This is a genomic window from Janthinobacterium sp. UMAB-56, from assembly GCF_900095265.1.
Lineage (GTDB): Bacteria > Pseudomonadota > Gammaproteobacteria > Burkholderiales > Burkholderiaceae_D > Janthinobacterium.
Window position 1 is genome coordinate 87,208 of record NZ_LT607662.1, and the last position, 20,133, is coordinate 107,340.

Genomic DNA, 20,133 nt, shown 5'->3' on the forward strand with positions numbered 1-20,133 from the left:
CTTACAGTGGGTGTGCATCGTGGTGGACGGGATCGGGCAAGCTGTCGCGGATGGCGAGCACCTCGTCCCAGGCGCCCAGGAAGGCGTCGATGCAGCGCGGGCAGAAATGGCTGCCTTTGTTCTGTTGCAGGTACAGGCGCGCCTGCGCCAAAGGCCAGGCCGGCTTGTAAGGGCGCTCCGAACTGAGCGCGTCGAAGACGTCGGCCACGGCCACGATGCGCGCCGACAGCGGTATCTGTTGGCCCGCCAGGCCGCGCGGATAGCCGCTGCCATCGTATTTCTCGTGATGGCTGCGGGCGATTTCCTCGGCCAGCTGGATCAGAGGCGCATCGCTGCCGGCGAGGATCTGGCCGCCGATTTCTGCATGCTGGCGCATGATGACCATCTCCTCTGGGTCCAGCCGCCCCGGCTTGAGCAGGATATGGTCGGGTGTGGCCAGCTTGCCCACGTCGTGCATGGGGGCCGCCTTGAGCAGCAGCTCCTGCCATTGCGCCCCGAGACCCAGCTCCCTGGCGATCAGCGCCGAGTAGCGCGCCATGCGCATGATGTGAGCGCCCGTTTCCGGGTCGCGGAATTCGGCCGCCCGCGCCAGGCGCGTGACCAGTTCCATCTCGCGGGCCGTGACGTTGGCGATGGCCAGACCCACTTCGTGTTCGAGCAGCTTGGCGCGGTCGGCCAGCATGGTTTGCGCCGTGCGCAGGGCCAGCAGGTTGCGCACGCGCAGGCTGAACTCGATGGTATCGACGGGCTTGGTGAGGAACTCCGTCACGCCCAGCGAAAAGGCCTGCTTGCGCACGGCGCAGTCGTTCTCGGTGGTCACCATGATGATGGGGATGGCGGCCATGCCCGGCATCTTGCGGAAAATACCGAGGAAGTCATTGCCTGACATGCTGGGCATCCGGTAGTCGAGCAAGACCAGGTTCGGCACGTTCGATACGCACCAGTACAGGGCGTCGACGGGATCGTTCATACAGACCGGCTCGATGGCGCTGGCCTTGCGGGCCAGGCTTGCCAGCAGGCTCAGGTTGGTGTCGTTGTCATCGACGATCAGGATGCTCATGGTGTCTCCGGGGGATCGGGTGCCGGTGGCGGTGCGGCTGGCTCAAGCCGCCAATTTGGCGTTGGCGTGCATGCCCAGTCCCGCCAGCAGGCTGTCCATGTCGAGCACGATCAGCATCCGCTCGTCCAGGGCGCCGATGGCCGTCACATGGCCAGCCATGGCAGAACCGTGCAGCTGTGGCGGAGGCTTGAGCTGTGCCGGCGCAAGCGGCACCACATCGGCCACACGGTCGACCACGACGCCGGTGGCGCCATGCGCAAAGACGAGGATGATCACCACCGTCGAGGCGTCGTAGGCGGGTTCGGCCTGGCCCAGCGCGATGCGCAGGTCGAGCAGCGGCACGATGCTGCCGCGCAGGTGGATGAAACCCTTGAGGCAGGCGCGCGCATTGGCGATGCGCGTCACGGCGCCGTAGCCGCGGATTTCCTGCACCAGGCCGATGTCGATCGCGTACTCCTCCTTGCCCAGGCCAAAGACCAGCAATTCCCGCTCGCCTGCCTGTGCCGGCTGGCTCGTTGCTGCCGTAGGTGTCGTAGTGCTTTCCATATGCTTGCTCCTGTCAGTGGATGTGTGGTCGATGAAGTGGGGGGGGGCGAACGGGGTATTCAGGCTTGCTCGATACGGTTGCGGCCATTGTTTTTTGCCTGGTAGAGCGCGGCGTCGGCCCGCATGAAGCCAGCCTTCCAGTCGCCGTTGTGGGGCAGCGGTGCCAGGCCGATGCTGATCGTCGCCGTGAGTGGCGTGTGCTCGAAGTCGACGCACATTGCTGCCACGGCAAGGCGGATGCGTTCAGCCACCTGGCGCGCCATGGCCAGGTCCGTATGCGGGAACAGCAGGCCGAATTCTTCACCGCCCACGCGGGCGACGACATCGGATGCCCGCGCCTGCGACTGAAGCACGGCCGCGATGGCTTGCAGCACGGCGTCGCCGGCGGCGTGGCCATGCCGGTCGTTGACCGTCTTGAAAAAATCGATGTCGGCGATGCCGATGGTTGTCGCAGCGCCCGCGCGCCTGGCCCGCGCTGCCGCACGCACGGCGTCGATCTCGAAGGCGCGGCGGTTGGGCAAGTGGGTCAGGGGATCGCTCAGGGCGATGCGCTGCAACTGCTGCCAGCGGGCCGCATTCTGCTGTTCGATGGCGCGCTCGTGGCGCTGGTCGATAAAAAAGGCGCCCAGGTAGCTTTCATCATCGAGCTTGCCCAGGTCCATGGCCTTGAGCACGATGGGCAGCATCGAGCCGTCGTGATGGCGAATGGCGAAATGGCGTTTCTGGCCCAGTACCCTGGACGTTTTTTCGCCGGCCAGATAGGCGCCGATCTGCGCGCCATGCTGCTCGCGCACGGAGGCGGGCAGAAGGGCTTCGATCTGCTCGCCCGACAGGCTGCCAGGGGCATAGCCACTGAGCGCATACATGGCGTCATTGGCATAGCGGATGCGTGATGCAGCATCGATGATGACGGCGGCGTCATCGGCGGCGTCGAGCAGACGCAAGGCCAGGATTTGGTTCATGTGAATTTCCCCCTGCAAAGGTGCGGAATGCTACGGGCGAAGAGGTAGATGTCCTTGCATCATTTGTATCTCTCCTTGGTAATCATCATACATCAAATAAAATTGATTTACACAAATTTCTTGATTTTAATGATTTTATTTGGATTTTTGATACAGCCATGCCGACGCCTCGGTGGCAGGGCGAGCGCGCCGCGCCGCAATATTAGTCTGCAAAGGCGGTATTTCCCGGCCGCGCCGCTGCTTGGTACATGGGAAAATTGTTTCTGTATGGGTTTATTTATTGTATTTGGTAAATTTATGCACCACAATGCAAGGGTAGCCTGATACGTCAGTGTGCCAGGCGCCCAAGTCGGCGGGCCTAGCCGGTATTCGGTGACAGAGGAGATGGACATGCATGCGAACAGGTCGGCAAGGGGAAGGGAAGAGGCATGCAGGGACAAGCTGCCGTTCAGGCGCATGCGACATCCGCGCTTGACGTTTGCGGTGTGCGCCAGCATCTGGCGCAGCATGGCCGCCCCGTCCCCGTCCCTGGGGCGCCTGCAGACGATAGCCTGTCTGGCCTTGCTGTTTGCTGTGCTCCCCGCCGCGACCGGCATCGCCACGGGGCGCGCTGGCGTGCCGACGCTGTTCAGCACCGTGTGCGGCGTGGTGTCGTGCGCGGCCGAAACCGGTTTGGTGCCCGGCTGGTAGATGGCGTTTAAACTGCCTGGCTGACGGCGTAAATGAGCAAACCGGCCAGGCCGCCCACGATGGTGCCGTTGATGCGGATGAATTGCAGGTCGCGCCCGATGGCCAGTTCGATGCGCTCGCTCATTTCATCCTTGCTCCACAGGTCCAGCCGGCCGGCGATGAAGGCGCCCACTTCGCCCCGGTAGCGGCGCACCAGCGACCCGCTGCCGGCGACGATGGCGTTGTTCAGCCATTCCCGCGCAGTCGCATCCGTGCCCAGCACCTGTCCCATGTTGCGCGCCAGGCTGGCGATCGCTTGCGCCAGCATGGGCTGGTCGGCGTGCAGGTCGGCCTGCAGGCGCGTGCGGATATTGTTCCAGAGATCGCCCAGCATGGCTTGCAGCGTATCGCTGGCGATCAGCTGCAACTGGTAGCGCCGCACGGTCTCTTGCCACTGCGGATCGGCCTTCAGGTGCAAGGCGCTGTCGGCGATCCAGCCGGCGATGCGCTGGCGTAGCGGGTGCTGCGCATCGACGCGCACGGCGATGGCAAACTTTTGCAGCGAGGCGATCATGCGCGGCTCATACGCTTTCACGGCTTTTTTTACCAGCGCATTCTCGATCTGGAAGGCGCCCAGCACGAAGTCGCCGATGGCGGCGTGGTGTGCCTCGTCGTCCAGGTAGGCGGCGCTGCGGTCGAGCATAAAGTCCAGCAGTTCTTGCGGCTTGCCGTCGGCGATCAGCGCGTCGATGCAGTCGGCTGCCACGTTCGACAGATTCAGTTGGCCCAGGTAGCCGCTGGCCTGCTCGCGCAGCAGGCGGCCCAGTGTGTCATGATCGGCCATCGCCGGCAGCTGTTTCACCACGCCGGCGCTGGCCATGCCCAGTTGCTGCGCGTGGACCTCGTCCACCAGCCAGGTGCCCAGGCGCGCGGCGGGGTCGGCTTGCACGATGCGTTCGGCAATGCCTTGTTCGGTAATGAAATGGTTTTCCACGAAGGCGCCCAGGCTGCGGCCGATGTCCGCCTTGCTGTTCGGGATGATGGCCGTATGCCACAGGGGGATGCCGAGCGGGTGGCGGAACAGGGCCACGACGGCAAACCAGTCGGCAATCGCCCCCACCATAGACGCTTCGGCGAACGCTTCCACATAGCCCCAGGCAGGGTGGCCGCCCCGCTGCGAGCGGGCCACGGCAAACACCAGCGCGGCGAGCAGCAGCAGGCCGACGGCCAGCAGCTGCATGTGGCGCAGGCGTGTGCGCTTGAGCTGGTCCGTGCTTTGGTCCAGCTGTGCGATGAGGTCGGGGGAAGGGAGCATGGATGGCGGCCTGCAGGGTTGCGAGACCGCCATCTTACTGCGCTGGGCGCAGTGACGGGATTACTGTTGCGGGTGCAGCAGCGAACGCCGGCGCGCGTAGCCGAAGTAGATGACCAGGCCGATCACCAGCCAGATGGTAAAGGCCATCCAGGTGACCCAGCTGAGGAAGGTCATCAGGCCCACGCACAGGATCACGGCCAGCGCCGGCACATACGGCACGCCAGGGCAGCGGAAGGCGCGCGGCAGATCAGGACGCTTCTTGCGCAGCACCACCACGGCGACGGACACCATGGTGAAGGCGGCCAAAGTACCAATGTTGATCAGCTCGGCGAGGATGTTGAGCGGGATCACGGCGGCGATCAGGCCGAAGACGATGCCCACCAGCCAGGTGGCGAAGAACGGTGTGTGGAAGCGCGGGTGCACGGTCGACAGGCGTTTGGGCAGCAAGCCGTCGCGCGACATGGCGAATATGATGCGCGTCTGGCCGAAGGCCATCACCAGGATGACGGTCGTCATGCCCAGGATGGCGCCCAGGTCGACGAAGCCGGCGATCCAGTTTTCGCCCGCATATTGCAGGGCCAGTGAGACGGGATGGTCGACGCCGAGGAATTTTTGATACGGCACGATGCCCGTCATGATGGCCGAGACCACCACATAAAGCACGGCGCACACGGCCAGGGAACCGATGATGCCGATGGGCAAGTCGCGCGACGGTTTCTTGACTTCCTCGGCGGCCGAGGTGACGGCGTCAAAGCCGATGAAGGCGAAGAAGACGAGGGCGGCGGCGCTCAGCATGCCATGGTAGCCGAAGGGCATATAGGGCTGCCAGTTGGCCGGCTGCACGTGGCGCGCGCCGAAGATGATGAACAGCAGCACCACGCCCACCTTGATGGCGACCATGATGTTGTTCAGGCGCGCCGATTCGCGCACGCCCCAGCCCAGCATGGCCGTCAGCAGCAGCATGATGACCAGGGCCGGCAGGTTGATGAAGGTCGTCACGCCAGGCAGGGCGCCCGGTGCGGCCGTCAGCGCCACGGGCAGGGCGATGCCAAAGCCCGACAGCAGCGACTGGAAGTAGCCGGACCAGCCGACGGAGACGGCGGCTGCGGCCAGGCCGTACTCGAGCAGCAAGTCCCAGCCTATCATCCAGGCGGCTAGCTCGCCCAATGTGGCATAGCTGTAGGTGTAGATGGAGCCGGCCACGGGCACGGTGGAGGCGAATTCCGCGTAGCACAGTGCGGCGAAGCAGCAGGCGACGGCGGCCACGACAAACGATAGCGACAGGGCGGGGCCGGCCGTCAGCGCGCCCGTGCCGGTGAGCACGAAAATGCCGGTGCCGACAATGGCGCCTATGCCCATCAGGACAAGGTCGAAGGGCCCCAGCACCTTGGCCAGACCTCCCGGCTTCTTGCTGTGGGCAATCATGTCATCCAAATTCTTGGTTCTAAATAAGCTCACTGTGTCTCCTGGTAGTTTTTGTCATGGCGCCATTGCCGCCTCGTGAGTAGCACGACGCAGCCAGATTCTAGCCCAGGCGGCCGAGATTCCAGAAGGAAAACCGAACATTGCTGCGCGCGACTGTCAGTAAGCTTGTCTTGCAGGCAAAAAAAAGCCCCGGGAGGATGGACCGGGGCCGTAAAGGAGACTGCTAAAACTAACTACCTGGCAAAATGCGCTTCAATTTCCTCCAGCGTCTTGCCCTTCGTCTCCGGCAGCAAAAACGCGGCCGCCAGGAAATACAGCACGGTGCAGCCGGCGCCGAAGAAGAACAGCGTCGAATAACCGTGCAAGCCCACGGTGGGCAGGAAGATGGCGGCGATCACCGTCGAGACGAACTGGTTCACCAGCAGGGCGATGCTCATGCCGTTTGAGCGGATGCGCGTCGGCATCAGCTCGGACAGGGCCAGCCACACGCACACGCCCGGTCCCACGGCAAAGCTGGAGACAAACACGCAGATGGCGACGGCCACCAGCCAGCCGTGGGTGGACGAGGGCACGGGGCCGAGGCTGGCCTTCTCGATGCGCAGCGGCGCCTCGCGCCCGGCAGCCGGGTCGGCGAAGGGGTTCAGGTGCAGCTTGCGGAAAAAGACGCCGATCACGCTGTCGGCTTGTACGGCGTCTGCGCGGGCGATGGACACCTGGCGCAGCACGGGATCGTCGCTGCGCAGGCTTTTGACATTCGTGAACGGGCCGTAGGCGTAGGCGATGGTCAGCTGCTGCGGCGTGCCGTCTGCGGCCGCGCCCAGGGCCGACAGGGTGGCTGCATCGAGGTGTACGGCCAGGCCGTCGTTCTGGATCTGGGCGGCGATGGCGGGCCGCACGTCGGCCAGATGCGCTTCGGCGCCGCGGAACAGCAAGCCGGCCGCCAGCAGCGAGACGACGATGCCGCCCGTGCCCAGCATCAGCAGGAATTTGCGGCCCTTGCGGTCCACCAGCAGCACGGCCACCACCGTCATCACGGCATTCAATACCTTCAGCAGCACGTCGGCCATATTGGCCGAGGCGCCCGACAGGCCCGCCTGGTTGAGGATATTGACGACATAGGCAAGGATGGAATTGATGCCTGTCGCCTGGGTGCAGGCGAGGATCAGACAGGCCAGCAGGAAGGGCAGTACATAGCGGCGGCTCAGCAGCGGATCTTTCGCCTTGGCCCTGCCGCCCGCCTTGGCGGCGTTTTCGGGCGTAGCCTGCATTTCGCGCAGTTCCAGTTCGGCCATGGCGGGCAATCGCGTGCGCAGCAGCGCCTGGCGCGCCTGCTCGATGCGGCCGCGTTGCGCCAGCCAGCGCGGCGATTCGGCCAGCAGCAGGGCGCCGACGCTAAACACCAGGCCAGGCGTCAGGCAGACCCAGAAGATGCTGCGCCAGGCGTGGTCCTTGGCCGTGAAGATGGCGGCGATGCGCTCCGCTTCCGGCAAGGCTTGCGCCGCCTGCGTGGCCGTTTCCACCGTCTGCGCCTGCAGCAGGCCGATCAGGGCGGCCGCCACCAGGCCGATGGTCAGCAGCAGCTGGAACAGGGCCGCACCGCGTCCACGCTGTTGCGCTGGCAGGCATTCGGCCAGGTACAGGGGCACGACGACGCCGATCAGGCCGCCGCTGACGCCTTGCAGCAGGCGGCCCAGCAGCAGCGGCGTGTAACCGTCGGCCAGCGCGATCAGCGGGATGCTGGCGCTGAACAGGGCGCCGGCCAGGAACATCACCCAGCGCCGGCCCAGCAGGTCGGCCAGGGCGCCGGCGAACAGGGACGAGAGGACTGAGCCCAATAGCACGGCGGCGACGATAAAACTCAGTTGCTGGGCCGTCAGTTTCCAGGCCACAGAGGCCGTCGATTCCAGGTAGGGCAGGGCGCCGGCGATGATGCCGATGTCTATGCCGTACAGCAATCCCCCCATGCCGGCAATAAATAGCAGGTAGCGCATGGCCCACACGGGGGCCTTGTGTGACGTGTCGTGCATGAAAACTCCGGGACGGGGTTGAGGTTGGGGGCTGGGTCTAGCGGGTGGAAAGATCGATGGCCGCGCCTTCGACGAAGACGGACACGGGCTGTAGTGCTGAATCGAGGACGACGATATCGGCCCAGGCGCCCGGTGCCAATCGGCCCCGTTCGGATTCGCCCAGGTAGTCGGCCGGGTACAGCGACAAACGGTTCGAGGCGTCGGCCAGGTCCAGGCCCAGTTCGACGAAATTGCGCAGCGCCTGATCCATGGTCAGCACGCTGCCGGCCAGCGAACCCGTGGCCAGGCGCACGCAGCCCAGGCATTTGTAGACGCGCTGCGTGCCAAGGCCGTATTCGCCGTCGGGCATGCCGGTGGCCGAGGTGGCGTCCGTCACGCCATACAGGCGCGGAATGGCGCGCAGGGCTGCGCGCAGGGCGCCCTTGGCCACGTGCTGCAGGTCGGGGATGATTTCCGCGTATTCGGCATGCGCCAGCGCTGCGCCCACCATGCCGGGGTCGTAATGGGTCATGCCCGTCATGCCGTTATACAGGTGGGTAAAACCGGAGACGCCGGCCTTCAGCGCCGCCACGCCTTCGTCATACGTGCCGGCGCTGTGGCCGATCTGCACGCGGATGCCCATCGCCGCCAGTTGCGGAATCAGTTCCAGGTGGCCGGGGATTTCCGGCGCCATGGTGAGCACCTTGATGGGGGCGATGGCGTGAAAGCGCTGCACCAGCGCCAGGCTGGCTTGCACCACGTCGGGCGGCTGCGCGCCCAGGCGGTGCAGGTTCAAAAACGGTCCTTCCAGGTGCACGCCCAGCATGCGCGCGCCATTGGCCGGGCGCTCGGCGATGACGCCGGCCAGGCCTTGCAGGGCGCGCAGGATAGACGGCTCTTTCGCCGTCAGGGTAGTGCCCAGCAGGGCCGTGGTGCCGTGGCGCGCATGCACCTGCGCCACGGTGGCGCCAGCGTTTGCGCCTTCCATGATGTCGACACCGGCCGCGCCATGCACGTGCAGGTCGATGAAGCCGGGCAGAATGGTCAGCGCGCTGTCGGCGGCAGGGTCTTCTTGTATCTGGACGATACGCTGGTCAAAAGTGATGGTGCCCGTGATCCAGCCAGATGGGGTAAGGATTCTGCCGCTCAGCATGTGTTATTCCGCTATAAAAAGTTCGATGCCCAGCTTTTGCAGCCCTTCGCGGTATTCCTGGCTGATGCTGGCATCGGTGATGACGGTATCGACCCGGTCCAGCTGCACGATGCGGTGCAGGCTGACGCGGCCGAACTTGGAGGCGTCCGTGAGGACGATGATTTTCTTGGCCCGTTCCACCATCTTGTGGTTCAGGCTTGCTTCCGCTTCGTGGTGGGTGGTGACGCCAAACTGCAGGTCGAAGCCGTCCACGCCCAAAAACAGCTTGTCGAAGCTGTACGCTTGCAAGCAGGTTTCGGCCTGGCTGCCCTGGATCGACAGCGACTGCTTGCGCAGCAGGCCGCCCGTCAGGATCAGGTCCACGCCGGGCGCGTCGGCCAGTTCCCACGCGATGTTGAGGCCATTCGTGGCCACCGTCACGCCCGTTGCGTCGCGCAAATGGCGCGCCAGCGAGATGGTGGTGGTACCCGAATCGATGATGATGTTGTCGCCCGGTTCCACCAGCCGCGCCGCATAGGCGCCGATGCGCTCCTTCTGCTCGTGGTTGATGGCATCCTTCTGGCGTATCGTGTGCTCCGGCGGGGGCGTGCGCGTCAGGGTCGCGCCGCCGTGGCTGCGCGTGGCCATGCCTTGCGCTTCCAGCGCATTCAAGTCGCTGCGGATGGTGACCGCGGACACGCCGAGCTTTTCCACCAAGTCGCTCACTTGCACCGAGCCTTGCTGGGCAAGCATTTGGAGGATGGATTCACGGCGTTGGCTGGTATTTCGCATGGTGGCGGGCTCAGTAAAAAATGAAAATACCGAGCTTAACAGATTGCCGCTGCGGCAATGGCAGCCACCGCCGCATTGCGGTTGCAGGCACGCGCATATTGCCCCAGCAAGCTGCCGATCTTGTGCTCGATCAAAGCCGGCGCTTTGGCCTGCAGGCTGCCCTGCACCACGGCCAGATACTGTTCCGGCAAATGCTGGCTCAACAGCGGCAGCGGTAACGCTACGCTATCCAGATTGGCCAGCAGCTTGTCGACGGCGGCCGCCACCGCCGGCTCGCCCCAGTAATAGCGGCAACGGTCGCTCAAGCCGTAGCGGCGCATCAATCGCTGTTCGTCAGGCGTGCCCAGGTAATGCTTGATCCAGTTCTTCGGCTTGGCCAGCATCACGTCGTCGAGCACCTGCATCAGTTGCGACGTGGCGTGCGCCGGCAGCAGTTCTTCTTCGATCTGGCACAGGGCGTACAGCGCCTCGCGCAGGGCGAAGGTGGCGGCCGGGCCCACTTTCAGGATGGCGAAATGGTCGCGCACCATGGCGTGCAAAGCGGACTCGCGCTGGTAGTCGGTGGAGTGGGCCTCGAACACCAGGCCAGGCTGCTCGGCCACGAAGGCCGACAGCTCGGCGGCGGCCGGCGCGTCGTAGTGCTGGATGCTGTTCTGGTCGAAATCGACGCCCGGCTGCACCACCATGGCAATCACACGGCGCCAGGCGCCATGCAGTTCCTTGTCGAGGAAGGCGCGGCGGTGCACGTCGAGGGTGCGGCGCGCCGCTTGCGGGCTGGTGACGGCGCCGGCTTGCGCCAGCGACGCTTCGCCACCGGGAATCGGCACTTCCGTGCCGATCACGTAGACGGGCGGCGCGAAGCCGGCGGCGGCCGCTGCCGCTTCGGCGACGATGCACAGGCGCGCCGAACGGGCAGCCACGGTTTCATCGTCGAGTTGCGAAGGATCATCGGCGCAGCGCATGCTGCAATCGAGGTGGATCTTGTGGAAACCGGCCGCTGCATACGCGGCGATCAGGGTTTCGGCGTGTTCCATGGCGGTGGCCGCATCGAGGTGCTGCCAGGCGTTCGGGCCCAGATGGTCGCCACCCAGCACCAGGCGGCTGGCGGGGAAACCCTGTTCGCGGGCCAGTGCCAGCATGGTGTCGCGGAAAACGGCCGGCGTCATGCCCGTGTAGCCGCCGAACTGGTCGACCTGGTTCGAGGTTGCTTCGACCAGCAGTACGGTGTCGTATTCGCTGGCCACCCGCATGGCGGCGCGCAGCACGCTCGGATGGCTGCAGCAGACGGCGTACAGTCCCACGCGTTCGCCGCGGCGGTGCGCCTTGATCACTTGCTGGATGGGGGACAAGGTAAAAGTCGGGTTTTCCGCTTGCTTCATCATGTTGACGCCTTTGTATGTTGTCGTATCAAAAGGGCCGCGCCGCGCGCGCCGCCGGCGTCGCCAAAGCGGGGTGGCAAAATGGGTGGCACGTGCACGCCGGGGAACAGGTGGCGCTTCACTGCAGCCGGCAGCTTGTCATACAGGTGCGGCAGCTTGGACAGGCCGCCACCGAGCACGATCACGTGCGGGTCGTAGGCCAGCACCAGGCCTGCCAGCGCGTGGCCCAGCACGTCGAGGTGCACGGTCACCGTGCGCTGGGCCACGGCGTCGCCCATGTTGGCGCGCGCAATAATGGCCAGCGTGGCCAGCGGCTCTGTGCCTTCGCCGCCGAAATGCGCATATAACTTGCTCATGGCGGGGCCGGAGACATAGCGCTCCAGGCAGCCCGTTTTGCCGCATGGGCAGCGGTAGTCGGCCAGGCCATGCTGCGCCAGCAGGGTGGCGGGCAGGCTCCAGTGACCCCATTCGCCGGCCACGCCGTTAAAGCCGCGCAGCAGCTGGCCGCCCACGCAGTAGCCGCCGCCGGCGCCCGTGCCGAGTATGGCGCCGAACATGCTGGCGGCATGGTCGGCCGCGCCGCCCTGCGCTTCCGACAGGGCGAAACACTGGCAATCGTTGCCGATGGCGACAGGGCGTAGCAAGGCTTGCTGCAGGGTTTGCGCCACCAGCCGGCCGTTCAGGGCTGGCACATTCGAGCTCAGTTGGCGGCCGCTGGCGCTGTCGATCACGCCGGGCAGGCCGATGCCGACAGGCGCCGTCGCGCCCACGGCGGCGTCGCCGTGCGCCACCAGATCGACGATGGCTTGCACGAAGGCGGCAAAATCGTCGCCCGGCGTGGCCACCCGTTCGCGGTACACTTCCGTCAGCGCGCCGTCGCGGTCGGCAAAGGCGACCAGTTCCATCTTGCTGCCGCCGATGTCGATGCCGTGGTAAGCCGCTATGTGATTAGAATTGCTCATGGCCATAGATGGTGACGCCCTGCACGACACGGTTGACGATGCCGCCGGCGAATGGATTGTCGGGGCGCAGTTGCAGCAGCGCGGACTGGTGCAGCGCATATTGCTGCGCCATCAGCAGCCACAGCGGGGCTAGCCAGGCGTCGGGCCAGGCCGGCGCATCGGCAGACAGGTCGCCGCCGATGCCCACCGTCAGGCAGGCCTGCGCCACGCTGTCGCGCTGCAGCTCTTTCAATAAATCATCTTCGTACTGGCGCGCCAGCGGCTTGCTGCTGCGCAGCAGGATCACCAGCGACTCCGTCGTGACGGCCGATTTCGGACCGTGGCGGAAACCCAGCGGGGTATTCGCCATCGCCATCACGCGGCCACCTGTCAATTCCAGGATTTTCAGGGCCGCTTCCTTGGCCAGCGCTTCCAGCGGACCGCTGCCCAGGTAGACCACGCGCTGCACGGCTGTTGATCCCAGATCCGCCACGGGCGCCGACCAGTCGCGCAAGGCTTGTTCGCCCAGTTGCGCCAGGGTGTCAAGGCGCGTCAGGTCGACGTCCTTGCCCAGTACAGACAGGGCCGCCAGCAGCATGCTGCTGAAACTGCTGGTCATGGCGAAGCCGCGATCGCAACTGCCTTGCGGCATCAGCAAGTTATAGGTATTGCTGTCGCTGGCGCCCTGGCGCGCCAGCTTGCCATCGGCATTGCAGGTAATGTTGAGGAAGCGCGCGCCGGGCACGACCTGGCGCAGCAGTTCTACGGCGGCCAGGCTTTCCGGGCTGTCGCCGCTGCGGGCAAACGAGACGAGCAGGGTGGGCGCGTCCACTTCCAGGTACAGCTCATGGTGCGTCAGCAAAGTCGTGGTGGCGATGGCGCGGATGTGCGCGGGCCAGGCCGCATTCAGGGTATCGGCGACGATTTCGCCGACGTAGGCCGAGCTGCCGGCACCCGTCAGGATGACGCGCTGGCGGGGATTGGACAGCGCATCGCCAAGGAAGGCGGCCAGGGCTGCTTGCTCCTTGCGCAAAATAGTGGCCAGCGCGCGCCAGATGGCCGGCTGCTGCGCGATTTCCTCGGCCGTGTGCAGGCCGCCGATGTCGCGCCAAGTTTGTATGTCACGCTGAAGAAGGGTAGTCATGGAATGTCAGTAAAGTGTTTGTTGGGGAAAGCATAAATACTAAATTTCGAAAAGTCAAATACGAAAGTAAAACGAAAGTAAATTGTTTGAAGGCTTGCGAAATAATGTCGTTTTATCCGCTTCAAATCGTGTTGCAGTGCCGCATGAAACCCGGTGGCGCTGCCCCTTGTCGCTGAAATGCCACGATAACGAAAGTATGTTTTGTGACATTTTGGTGAAACGTAAGATTAATGCGCCGTTTTTGGGCATTTTATTAATAAATTGCCGCTTTAACTTTCTTTTGGTTGACGATATTTATTTTTCTTCTTAAAGTATTTCCATCACTTTGATTTTCTGAAAGCCAGCAGATGAAACCTCTCCCGCTTCCCCGCCGCGTCCTTGCCGCCTGTGTCCTGGCCGCCCTTGCCACCCTGGCTGCGCCTGGCTTGCAGGCCGCGACTATCGGCAATTTACAGACGCTCTCCGCGGTGCATGCGGCCGACGTGGCCAAGGGCCAGGCACTGGCTTGGGACCTGCGCAGCGATACCGGCATGCAGCTGCGTATCAGCTTGCCGCAGGCGGACGTGCTGCGCATCCAGGCGGGTGGCAAGGCGGGCTTGACGGGGCCGGGCGACAAGGCCGCGCCCATCGTCGTGGGGCAGCCTGCCGCGCAAGTGGCGTACGAGATCAGCGAGCAGTCCGACCATATCCTGATCAGCACCGCAACCCTGAGCCTGCGCATCGACCGCAAGCCCTTGCGCTTTACCCTGTTCCGCAAGGGCGACGCGGTGCCCCTGTGGCGCGAGGTGCAGCCGCTGTCGCTCGACGACAAGCAGGGCGTGCAGGTGCTTTCCAGCCTGCCGGGCGAGCATTACTTTGGCGGCGGCCAGCAGAATGGCCGCTTTGAATTCAAGGGCAAGCAGGTGCCCGTGTCGTATTCGGGCGGCTGGGAAGAGGGCGACCGGCCGAACCCCGCCCCATTTTTGATGAGTTCACGCGGCTGGGGCGTGCTGCGCAATACCTGGGCCGATGGCAATTACGACTTGCGCGATAGTGAGCAGATCTCGCTGCAGCATGCAGAAGGGCGCTTCGATGCGTATTTCTTTGTCGGCAAGGACTTGCGCGACGTCGTCGCCCGCTACACGGACTTGACGGGCCGCGCGCGCATGTTGCCACGCTGGGCGCTGGAATACGGCGACGCCGATTGCTACAACGATGGCGACAATGTGAAGAAACCGGGTTCCGTGCCGAAGGGCTGGAGCGATGGCCCGACCGGCAAGACGCCGGACGTGGTGGAAACCGTGGCGCGCAAGTACCGCGAACACGATATGCCGGGCGGCTGGATTTTGCCCAACGACGGCTACGGCTGCGGCTACACGAATTTACCGGAAACGGTGAAGGGGCTGGCCGGCTACGGTTTTCGCACGGGCCTGTGGACGGAAAACGGCGTCGACAAGATCGCCTGGGAAGTGGGCCAGGCGGGCAGCCGCGTGCAAAAGCTGGACGTGGCGTGGACGGGCAAGGGCTACCAGTTCGCCATGGACGCGAACAAGTCGGCCTATGACGGCATCCTGAACAACTCCGACAGCCGACCGTTTTTGTGGACGGTGATGGGCTGGGCCGGCATCCAGCGCTACGCCGTGGCGTGGACGGGCGACCAAAGCGCCAGCTGGGACTACATCCGCTGGCACATCCCGACCCTGATCGGCTCGGGCCTGTCGGGCCAGGCGTATGCATCGGGCGACGTGGATGCCATCTTCGGCGGCAGCCCGGAAACCTATTTGCGCGACTTGCAGTGGAAAAGTTTTACGCCAGTCCTGATGGGCATGTCGGGCTGGGCCGCGGCCGAGCGCAAGCATCCGTGGTGGTTCGAGCAGCCGTACCGTGACATCAACCGCCGCTACCTGAAGCTGAAGATGCGTTTGACGCCGTATATGTACACGCTGGTACGCGAAGCGGAGCAATCGGGCGCGCCGCTGGTGCGCGGCCTGATGTGGGATTATCCGCAAGACCCGGCCGCCTACACGGAAGCCTACAAATATCAATTCCTGCTGGGCCGCGACGTGCTGGTGGCGCCCGTCTACCGCAGCCAGGCCGTCAGCGGCGGCTGGCGCAAGGGCATCCACCTGCCGCAGGGCACGTGGTACGACTACTGGGATGGCCGCCAGGCCACGGCCGACGCCAAGGGCCGCGATCTGGATATGCAAGTGACGCTGGACAAGCTGCCCGTGTTCGTGCGCGCCGGCGCCATCCTGCCCATGTATCCGGAAATGCTGTACGACGGCCAGAAGCCTAAGGACCAGCTCACGCTGGACGTGTATCCGCACGGCGATTCCGAGTACACCCTGTATGAAGACGACGGCAACACGCGCCAGTACCAGGGCGGCGCCTTCAGCCAGCAAGTCATCCGCATGCGCCAAACGGGCGGCCAGGTGCAGGTCGACATCGGCGCCGTGGCAGGTAAGTACGCGGGCCAGGAAGCGCGCCGTAGCTATGCGCTGCGCATGCTGGCAGGCCAGGCACCGGCCGCCGTGCGCGCCGGTGAACGGCTGATCGCGGCATCCGGCGACCGTGCCGCCTACGACAAGGCGTTTGAAGCCTGGTATTTTGACGCGGCCGACCGGCGAGGCACCCTGCACGTGAAAGTGGCGGCGCAGGATATCCGCCAGCCCTTGACCTTGCAGGTCGATGGCGCGCTGGCCGTGGCGCGACTGGACGCCGACTTCCCGGCTGCTCCCGTGCCGGGCCGCGCCTTGCCGGCCGATGCGATGCAGGTGGTGGCGCGTCCTTCAGAGGAAAGCGGCTATCCGCTGGAGAATGCCTTCGATGGCAAGCCCGAGACCTGGTTCCGCACCGTGCGCAGCCCCTCGGTGAAAAGCGGTCCGCATGAATGGGTGATCGGCTTTACGGAGCGGCGCCTGGTGGACGGCATCGAACTGGCGCCGCGCAACGACCAGCACTGGAAGCATGGTCAGGTGCGCGACTATGAAATCTACATCGGCGACAACAATGGCGAATGGGGCGCGCCGCTTGCGCGCGGCACCCTGACATTGCAAGAGGGCATGCAGACGATCAATTTCCCTGCCACGGCCGGGCGCTTGCTGCGTTTCCGCGTCATGAGCACGCAGAATCCGGAAGGCGATGGCGCGGCGTCCACCGATCCGATGGTCACGGCGGCGCAAGCGGGGCCGGTGGCGCGCGCGTTTGACGCGGCACTGGCGACCGACGTGGCGCCGGTCACCCTGTCCGAATTCCGCGTGCTTGAGCATCGCGTGGCCGAAGGCGCCGAAGTGCAGCGCTACCTGTCGGACCTGGCGCTGCCGAAGGCTGTCGCGAAAGACCGGCCAGCCGGCAAGGCGGCCGAAATGCGCATGAACGGGCTGTGGTTCCGCAAGGGCCTCGGCGTGGGACCTGCCAGCCGCATCGACTTGCAACTGGCGGGTAACTGGAATCTGCTGCGCGCCGACCTGGGCGTGGACGATAGCTGCCGCAGCGCGGGTGGCTTGCAATTCCAGGTATGGAGCGGTGAGCGGCTGCTGTACGACAGCGGTCTGGTCACGGCTCCCGGGGTGGTCAAACCCGAAATCGACGTGCGCGGCCTGAGCCAGCTCAGTTTGCGCACCCTGGGCGCGCGTGGCGCCCACCCGGCCCAGGTCTGCGGTAACTGGGCCAACGCCGTGCTGACCGGCACGGAAGGCGCGACAGTCAAGCCGCGCTAGACACACTTCACTTCATCATTTCAGTAAAAACGAGCCCCTCTTCGGACCGGGGAGGGGCTCTTGCAGCCTGACGAAAACAAATCACTTATAAGAGGGAGATGGGAATGCACTTGAAAAAACTGATGGCCGCCATGGTGGCGGTAGGATTGGCGTCAACGGCGCTGGCAGCGGAGGAGGAGAAACTGGCGCGCGTCGAAGTGACGGGCTCCAGCCTGAAGCGCATCAACGCGGAGACGGCGTCGCCCGTCCAGGTGATCAATGCCAAGCAGATTGAAAACATGGGTGCGCTCACCTTGCTGCAAGTGCTGGACAACCTGCCGGCCGCTCGCCCGGCGCAGCAGGATTTCCGCTCGATGTTCACGGGCTCCGATGGCGGTTCGCAAGCAAACCTGCGCGGCCTTGGCGCGCAGGGCACGCTGGTGCTGCTGAATGGGCGCCGCCTGTCGTTCTATGGCGCGCCCGCAGGTTTCCAGACCATGTTCGTCAATATCGACGCCATCCCTGCCGCCGCCATCGAGCGCATGGAAATCCTGACGGACGGCGCGTCGGCCGTGTATGGCTCCGATGCCGTGGCAGGGGTCATCAATGTGATTACCAAGAAGTCGTATCAAGGCCTGGAAGCGCGCGCCAATGGCGAGTTTTCGCCCAGCGTGAAGGCCTATGGCGAGCGCCAGGCCAGCGTGCTGTACGGCCTCGGCGACCTGGCCAGCGACGGCTACAACATCTACGGTTCCGTGAACGTCTACCAGCGCGACCGCATCGCGCTGGCCGATACCTACCAGAAGCGTCCCGCGTATTTTTATGCGAACAATCCCAATTTCATTCCCAATATGCGCGTGGGCGTCGGCAGCGAACCGGGCGTGATGAACCCGGGGACCTTCTTTGTCTTCGACAAGGCCAACAACAATGCGCGCACCCAGCGCGCTGCGCCCGGCTGCAACAACAGCATCACCGAGGCGTCGGGCACGCGTTGCGTGTGGAATGCGCTGCCCAACCAGCTCGACACGGGCCCGACCTCGGAGCGCGCCACGGCCTATCTGAGCGGCCGGCTGAAACTGGGCGGCGACATGGAAGCGTTCGCGGAAGGCGCCTACACCCACATCAAGATGCGTGGCGAGAATGGCCCGTCCAGTTTCAATAGCGGCAGCACGAGTAACTGGTTTTCGCGCAACACGGGCAACACCCTGAACACCTTCGCCACGCCTTTTCTCAGCCCGAACAACGTTTACCTGAAAGGCAAGCTCGATGCCGACATGCTGGCCAAGATGGGCGGCGCGGCCGGTTTGAACTACCTGCTGCAGGATGCGACGGGCCACTTCGGCCAGAAGAATGTCGATGAAAATTACCGCGCGCTCGTCGGCCTGCGCGGCAGCATCGGCGGCGGCTGGGATTTTGAAACGGCGCTCAGCGTGGCGGGCAGCCATTCCACGCTGTTCCAGACGGCCAATCTGAATATCAATGGCTTCAAGCAGGCGTTTGGCCCGTTCACGAAAGATCCCGTCAGCGGCCGCACGTATATCTCCGACAATCCCGCCTACAAGTTCGGCGAAATCAGCGACGCCAACGCGGCGCTCCTGCGTGCCGCCTACCCGACCTTCGCCATCGAATCCTGGACCAAGCTGATGACCTGGGACGCCAAGCTGGAAGGCACCCTGTTCAAGCTCGGTGAGCGCGAAGTGCGCGCCGCCGTGGGCACCAACATCATGCGCGAGAGCTTTCTGACGCCCGGCAACGCGGACGCGGCCAACGGCCTGATCACGCAGCAGGGCGGTTCCTGGTTCGATGGCAGGCGCACCATCGCCGCCGTGTTTGGCGAAGTGGTGGTGCCGCTCAGCGACACGCTGGAAGTCAATGCGGCCGCGCGCCTGGATAAATACCCGCATTTCGTCGCCAACCTGGCACCCAAGCTGGGCGTGATCTGGCGCGCGCGGCCCGACCTGATGCTGCGCGGGACGTATTCGGAAGGCTTCCGCGCGCCCAACCTGGCTGAATCGGGTTCGGGCGGCGTCTTTGCGCAGGTGGGCGGCATCCGCGACACGGTGCGCTGCGACGAAACGAACGCCATGGCGCGCGCCTTGATGAAGTCCAGGGTGGCGACGGATGCGGACCTGGGCAAGAGTTTGCTCAATTCGAACTGCTCGACGACGGTGGGCGGCCTGACGCCGCCGAACCAGAACCTGCGCCCGGAAAAAGCCAAGATTTCGACCGTGGGCCTGGTCCTGCAGCCGGTCAAGGACCTGAGCATCTCCATCGATTACTGGTTCATCAACCGCCGCGACGAAATCGTGCGCCAGGACTTCAACGAGCTGTTTACGGAACTGGTGGACAAGTACGGGCCGTCCCTGGCAGGCACCTCGAGCGCCATCCGCAACGACCTGACGGACGCGGACCGGGGCAATATGGCGGCGGTGGCGGCCATGTGCGCCAATCCGGCCAACGCGGGCGTGTGCGCCGCTGGGGTGCCGGGCTACTCGGTGGGTAACCTGGGTGGCTTGATCAACTCGTATTCGAACCGTGGCCGCACCCTGATGGACGGCGTGGACATCGATGCGCGTACGCGCTTTGCGCTCGGTGACTGGGGCAAGCTGAGCACCGGCATCGCCGCCACCATCCGCAAGCGCGACACCCATGACGGCGAAGACGGCAGCGACATCAAGGGCAATACCGTCGGCTACTACGATTCGCCGCGCTACCGCGCTACGGTGAATGCCGACTGGAGCTACCGCAACTTTGTCAGCAGTGTCTTCGTCAATTATTCGGGCAAGACGCGCTGGGCCTACGGTCCCTGGGACAAGGACAACACGCCGGAAAACTGCACTGCCGCCTCGGTCGCGCTGCCGGCCGGCCAGTGCAAGGGCGCGCCATCGTACACCACGGTGAACCTGGCGTTCAGCTGGAAGCCGATCAAGCATCTGGACGTGGGCCTGAACGTGAAAAACGCGTTCAACAAGCGGCCGTACTACGACCCGAACGGCTGGGAAGGCTACAACCATAGCCAGGATCTGTTCGGCCGCCAGTTCGCCCTCTCGGCCAGCTACAAGTTCTTTTAAGGCGTGACCTTGCC

General features: G+C 64.6%; 14 protein-coding genes. 3 read left to right on the plus strand and 11 right to left on the minus strand.

Annotated elements, in window-relative coordinates; genetic code table 11:
• Position 1: 1 nt before the first annotated feature.
• Genes K0F85_RS19850 through K0F85_RS19860 form a run of 3 tightly spaced genes read right to left on the minus strand, consistent with a single transcriptional unit; the run spans position 2 to position 2,568 of the window.
• On the minus strand, positions 2–1,060 hold the full coding sequence (locus K0F85_RS19850) for an HD domain-containing phosphohydrolase (protein WP_219117664.1): 1,059 nt from the start codon (positions 1,058–1,060) through the stop codon (positions 2–4).
• 42 nt (positions 1,061–1,102) lie between these two features.
• Positions 1,103–1,606 (minus strand): chemotaxis protein CheW, encoded by a 504-nt coding sequence (locus tag K0F85_RS19855; RefSeq protein ID WP_219117665.1) that lies wholly within the window; start codon positions 1,604–1,606, stop codon positions 1,103–1,105.
• 59 nt (positions 1,607–1,665) lie between these two features.
• Positions 1,666–2,568: a sensor domain-containing diguanylate cyclase gene (locus K0F85_RS19860; RefSeq protein ID WP_219117666.1), complete on the minus strand. Its 903-nt coding sequence runs from the start codon at positions 2,566–2,568 to the stop codon at positions 1,666–1,668.
• A 507-nt stretch (positions 2,569–3,075) separates the two neighbouring features.
• Here K0F85_RS19860 and K0F85_RS19865 point away from each other — a divergent pair.
• Positions 3,076–3,258, plus strand: coding sequence for a hypothetical protein (locus K0F85_RS19865; protein ID WP_219117667.1), 183 nt, complete (start codon positions 3,076–3,078; stop codon positions 3,256–3,258).
• Between the two features lie 7 nt (positions 3,259–3,265).
• Here the strand turns inward: K0F85_RS19865 and K0F85_RS19870 are convergent, their stop codons facing one another.
• The 8 genes from K0F85_RS19870 to K0F85_RS19905 form a co-directional block, all read right to left on the minus strand.
• Complete coding sequence (locus K0F85_RS19870; protein ID WP_219117668.1) at positions 3,266–4,552, minus strand: DUF445 domain-containing protein; 1,287 nt, start codon at positions 4,550–4,552, stop codon at positions 3,266–3,268.
• Positions 4,553–4,612: 60 nt separating this feature from the next.
• On the minus strand, positions 4,613–6,010 hold the full coding sequence (locus K0F85_RS19875; RefSeq protein ID WP_306985416.1) for an amino acid permease: 1,398 nt from the start codon (positions 6,008–6,010) through the stop codon (positions 4,613–4,615).
• Between the two features lie 200 nt (positions 6,011–6,210).
• Entirely contained in the window at positions 6,211–8,004 is a 1,794-nt protein-coding gene (locus K0F85_RS19880; protein WP_219117669.1) for an MFS transporter, read from the minus strand.
• A 37-nt stretch (positions 8,005–8,041) separates the two neighbouring features.
• Positions 8,042–9,136 carry an N-acetylglucosamine-6-phosphate deacetylase gene (locus tag K0F85_RS19885; RefSeq protein ID WP_219117670.1) on the minus strand — a complete coding sequence of 365 codons (1,095 nt, stop codon included), beginning with the start codon at positions 9,134–9,136 and terminating at the stop codon, positions 8,042–8,044.
• Between the two features lie 3 nt (positions 9,137–9,139).
• Positions 9,140–9,907 carry a DeoR family transcriptional regulator gene (locus K0F85_RS19890; RefSeq protein WP_219117671.1) on the minus strand — a complete coding sequence of 256 codons (768 nt, stop codon included), beginning with the start codon at positions 9,905–9,907 and terminating at the stop codon, positions 9,140–9,142.
• A gap of 35 nt (positions 9,908–9,942) precedes the next feature.
• Positions 9,943–11,286 carry a D-tagatose-bisphosphate aldolase, class II, non-catalytic subunit gene (locus K0F85_RS19895; RefSeq protein WP_219117741.1) on the minus strand — a complete coding sequence of 448 codons (1,344 nt, stop codon included), beginning with the start codon at positions 11,284–11,286 and terminating at the stop codon, positions 9,943–9,945.
• Entirely contained in the window at positions 11,286–12,248 is a 963-nt protein-coding gene (locus K0F85_RS19900) for an ROK family protein (protein WP_219117672.1), read from the minus strand. Before K0F85_RS19900 ends, K0F85_RS19895 begins: the two co-directional genes overlap by 1 nt.
• Entirely contained in the window at positions 12,235–13,371 is a 1,137-nt protein-coding gene (locus K0F85_RS19905; RefSeq protein ID WP_219117673.1) for an SIS domain-containing protein, read from the minus strand. Before K0F85_RS19905 ends, K0F85_RS19900 begins: the two co-directional genes overlap by 14 nt.
• A gap of 347 nt (positions 13,372–13,718) precedes the next feature.
• Between K0F85_RS19905 and K0F85_RS19910 the strand changes: the two genes are divergently transcribed.
• Positions 13,719–17,069 carry a TIM-barrel domain-containing protein gene (locus K0F85_RS19910; protein WP_257572906.1) on the plus strand — a complete coding sequence of 1,117 codons (3,351 nt, stop codon included), beginning with the start codon at positions 13,719–13,721 and terminating at the stop codon, positions 17,067–17,069.
• Between the two features lie 104 nt (positions 17,070–17,173).
• Positions 17,174–20,119: a TonB-dependent siderophore receptor gene (locus K0F85_RS19915; protein WP_219117674.1), complete on the plus strand. Its 2,946-nt coding sequence runs from the start codon at positions 17,174–17,176 to the stop codon at positions 20,117–20,119.
• Positions 20,120–20,133: the final 14 nt, after the last annotated feature.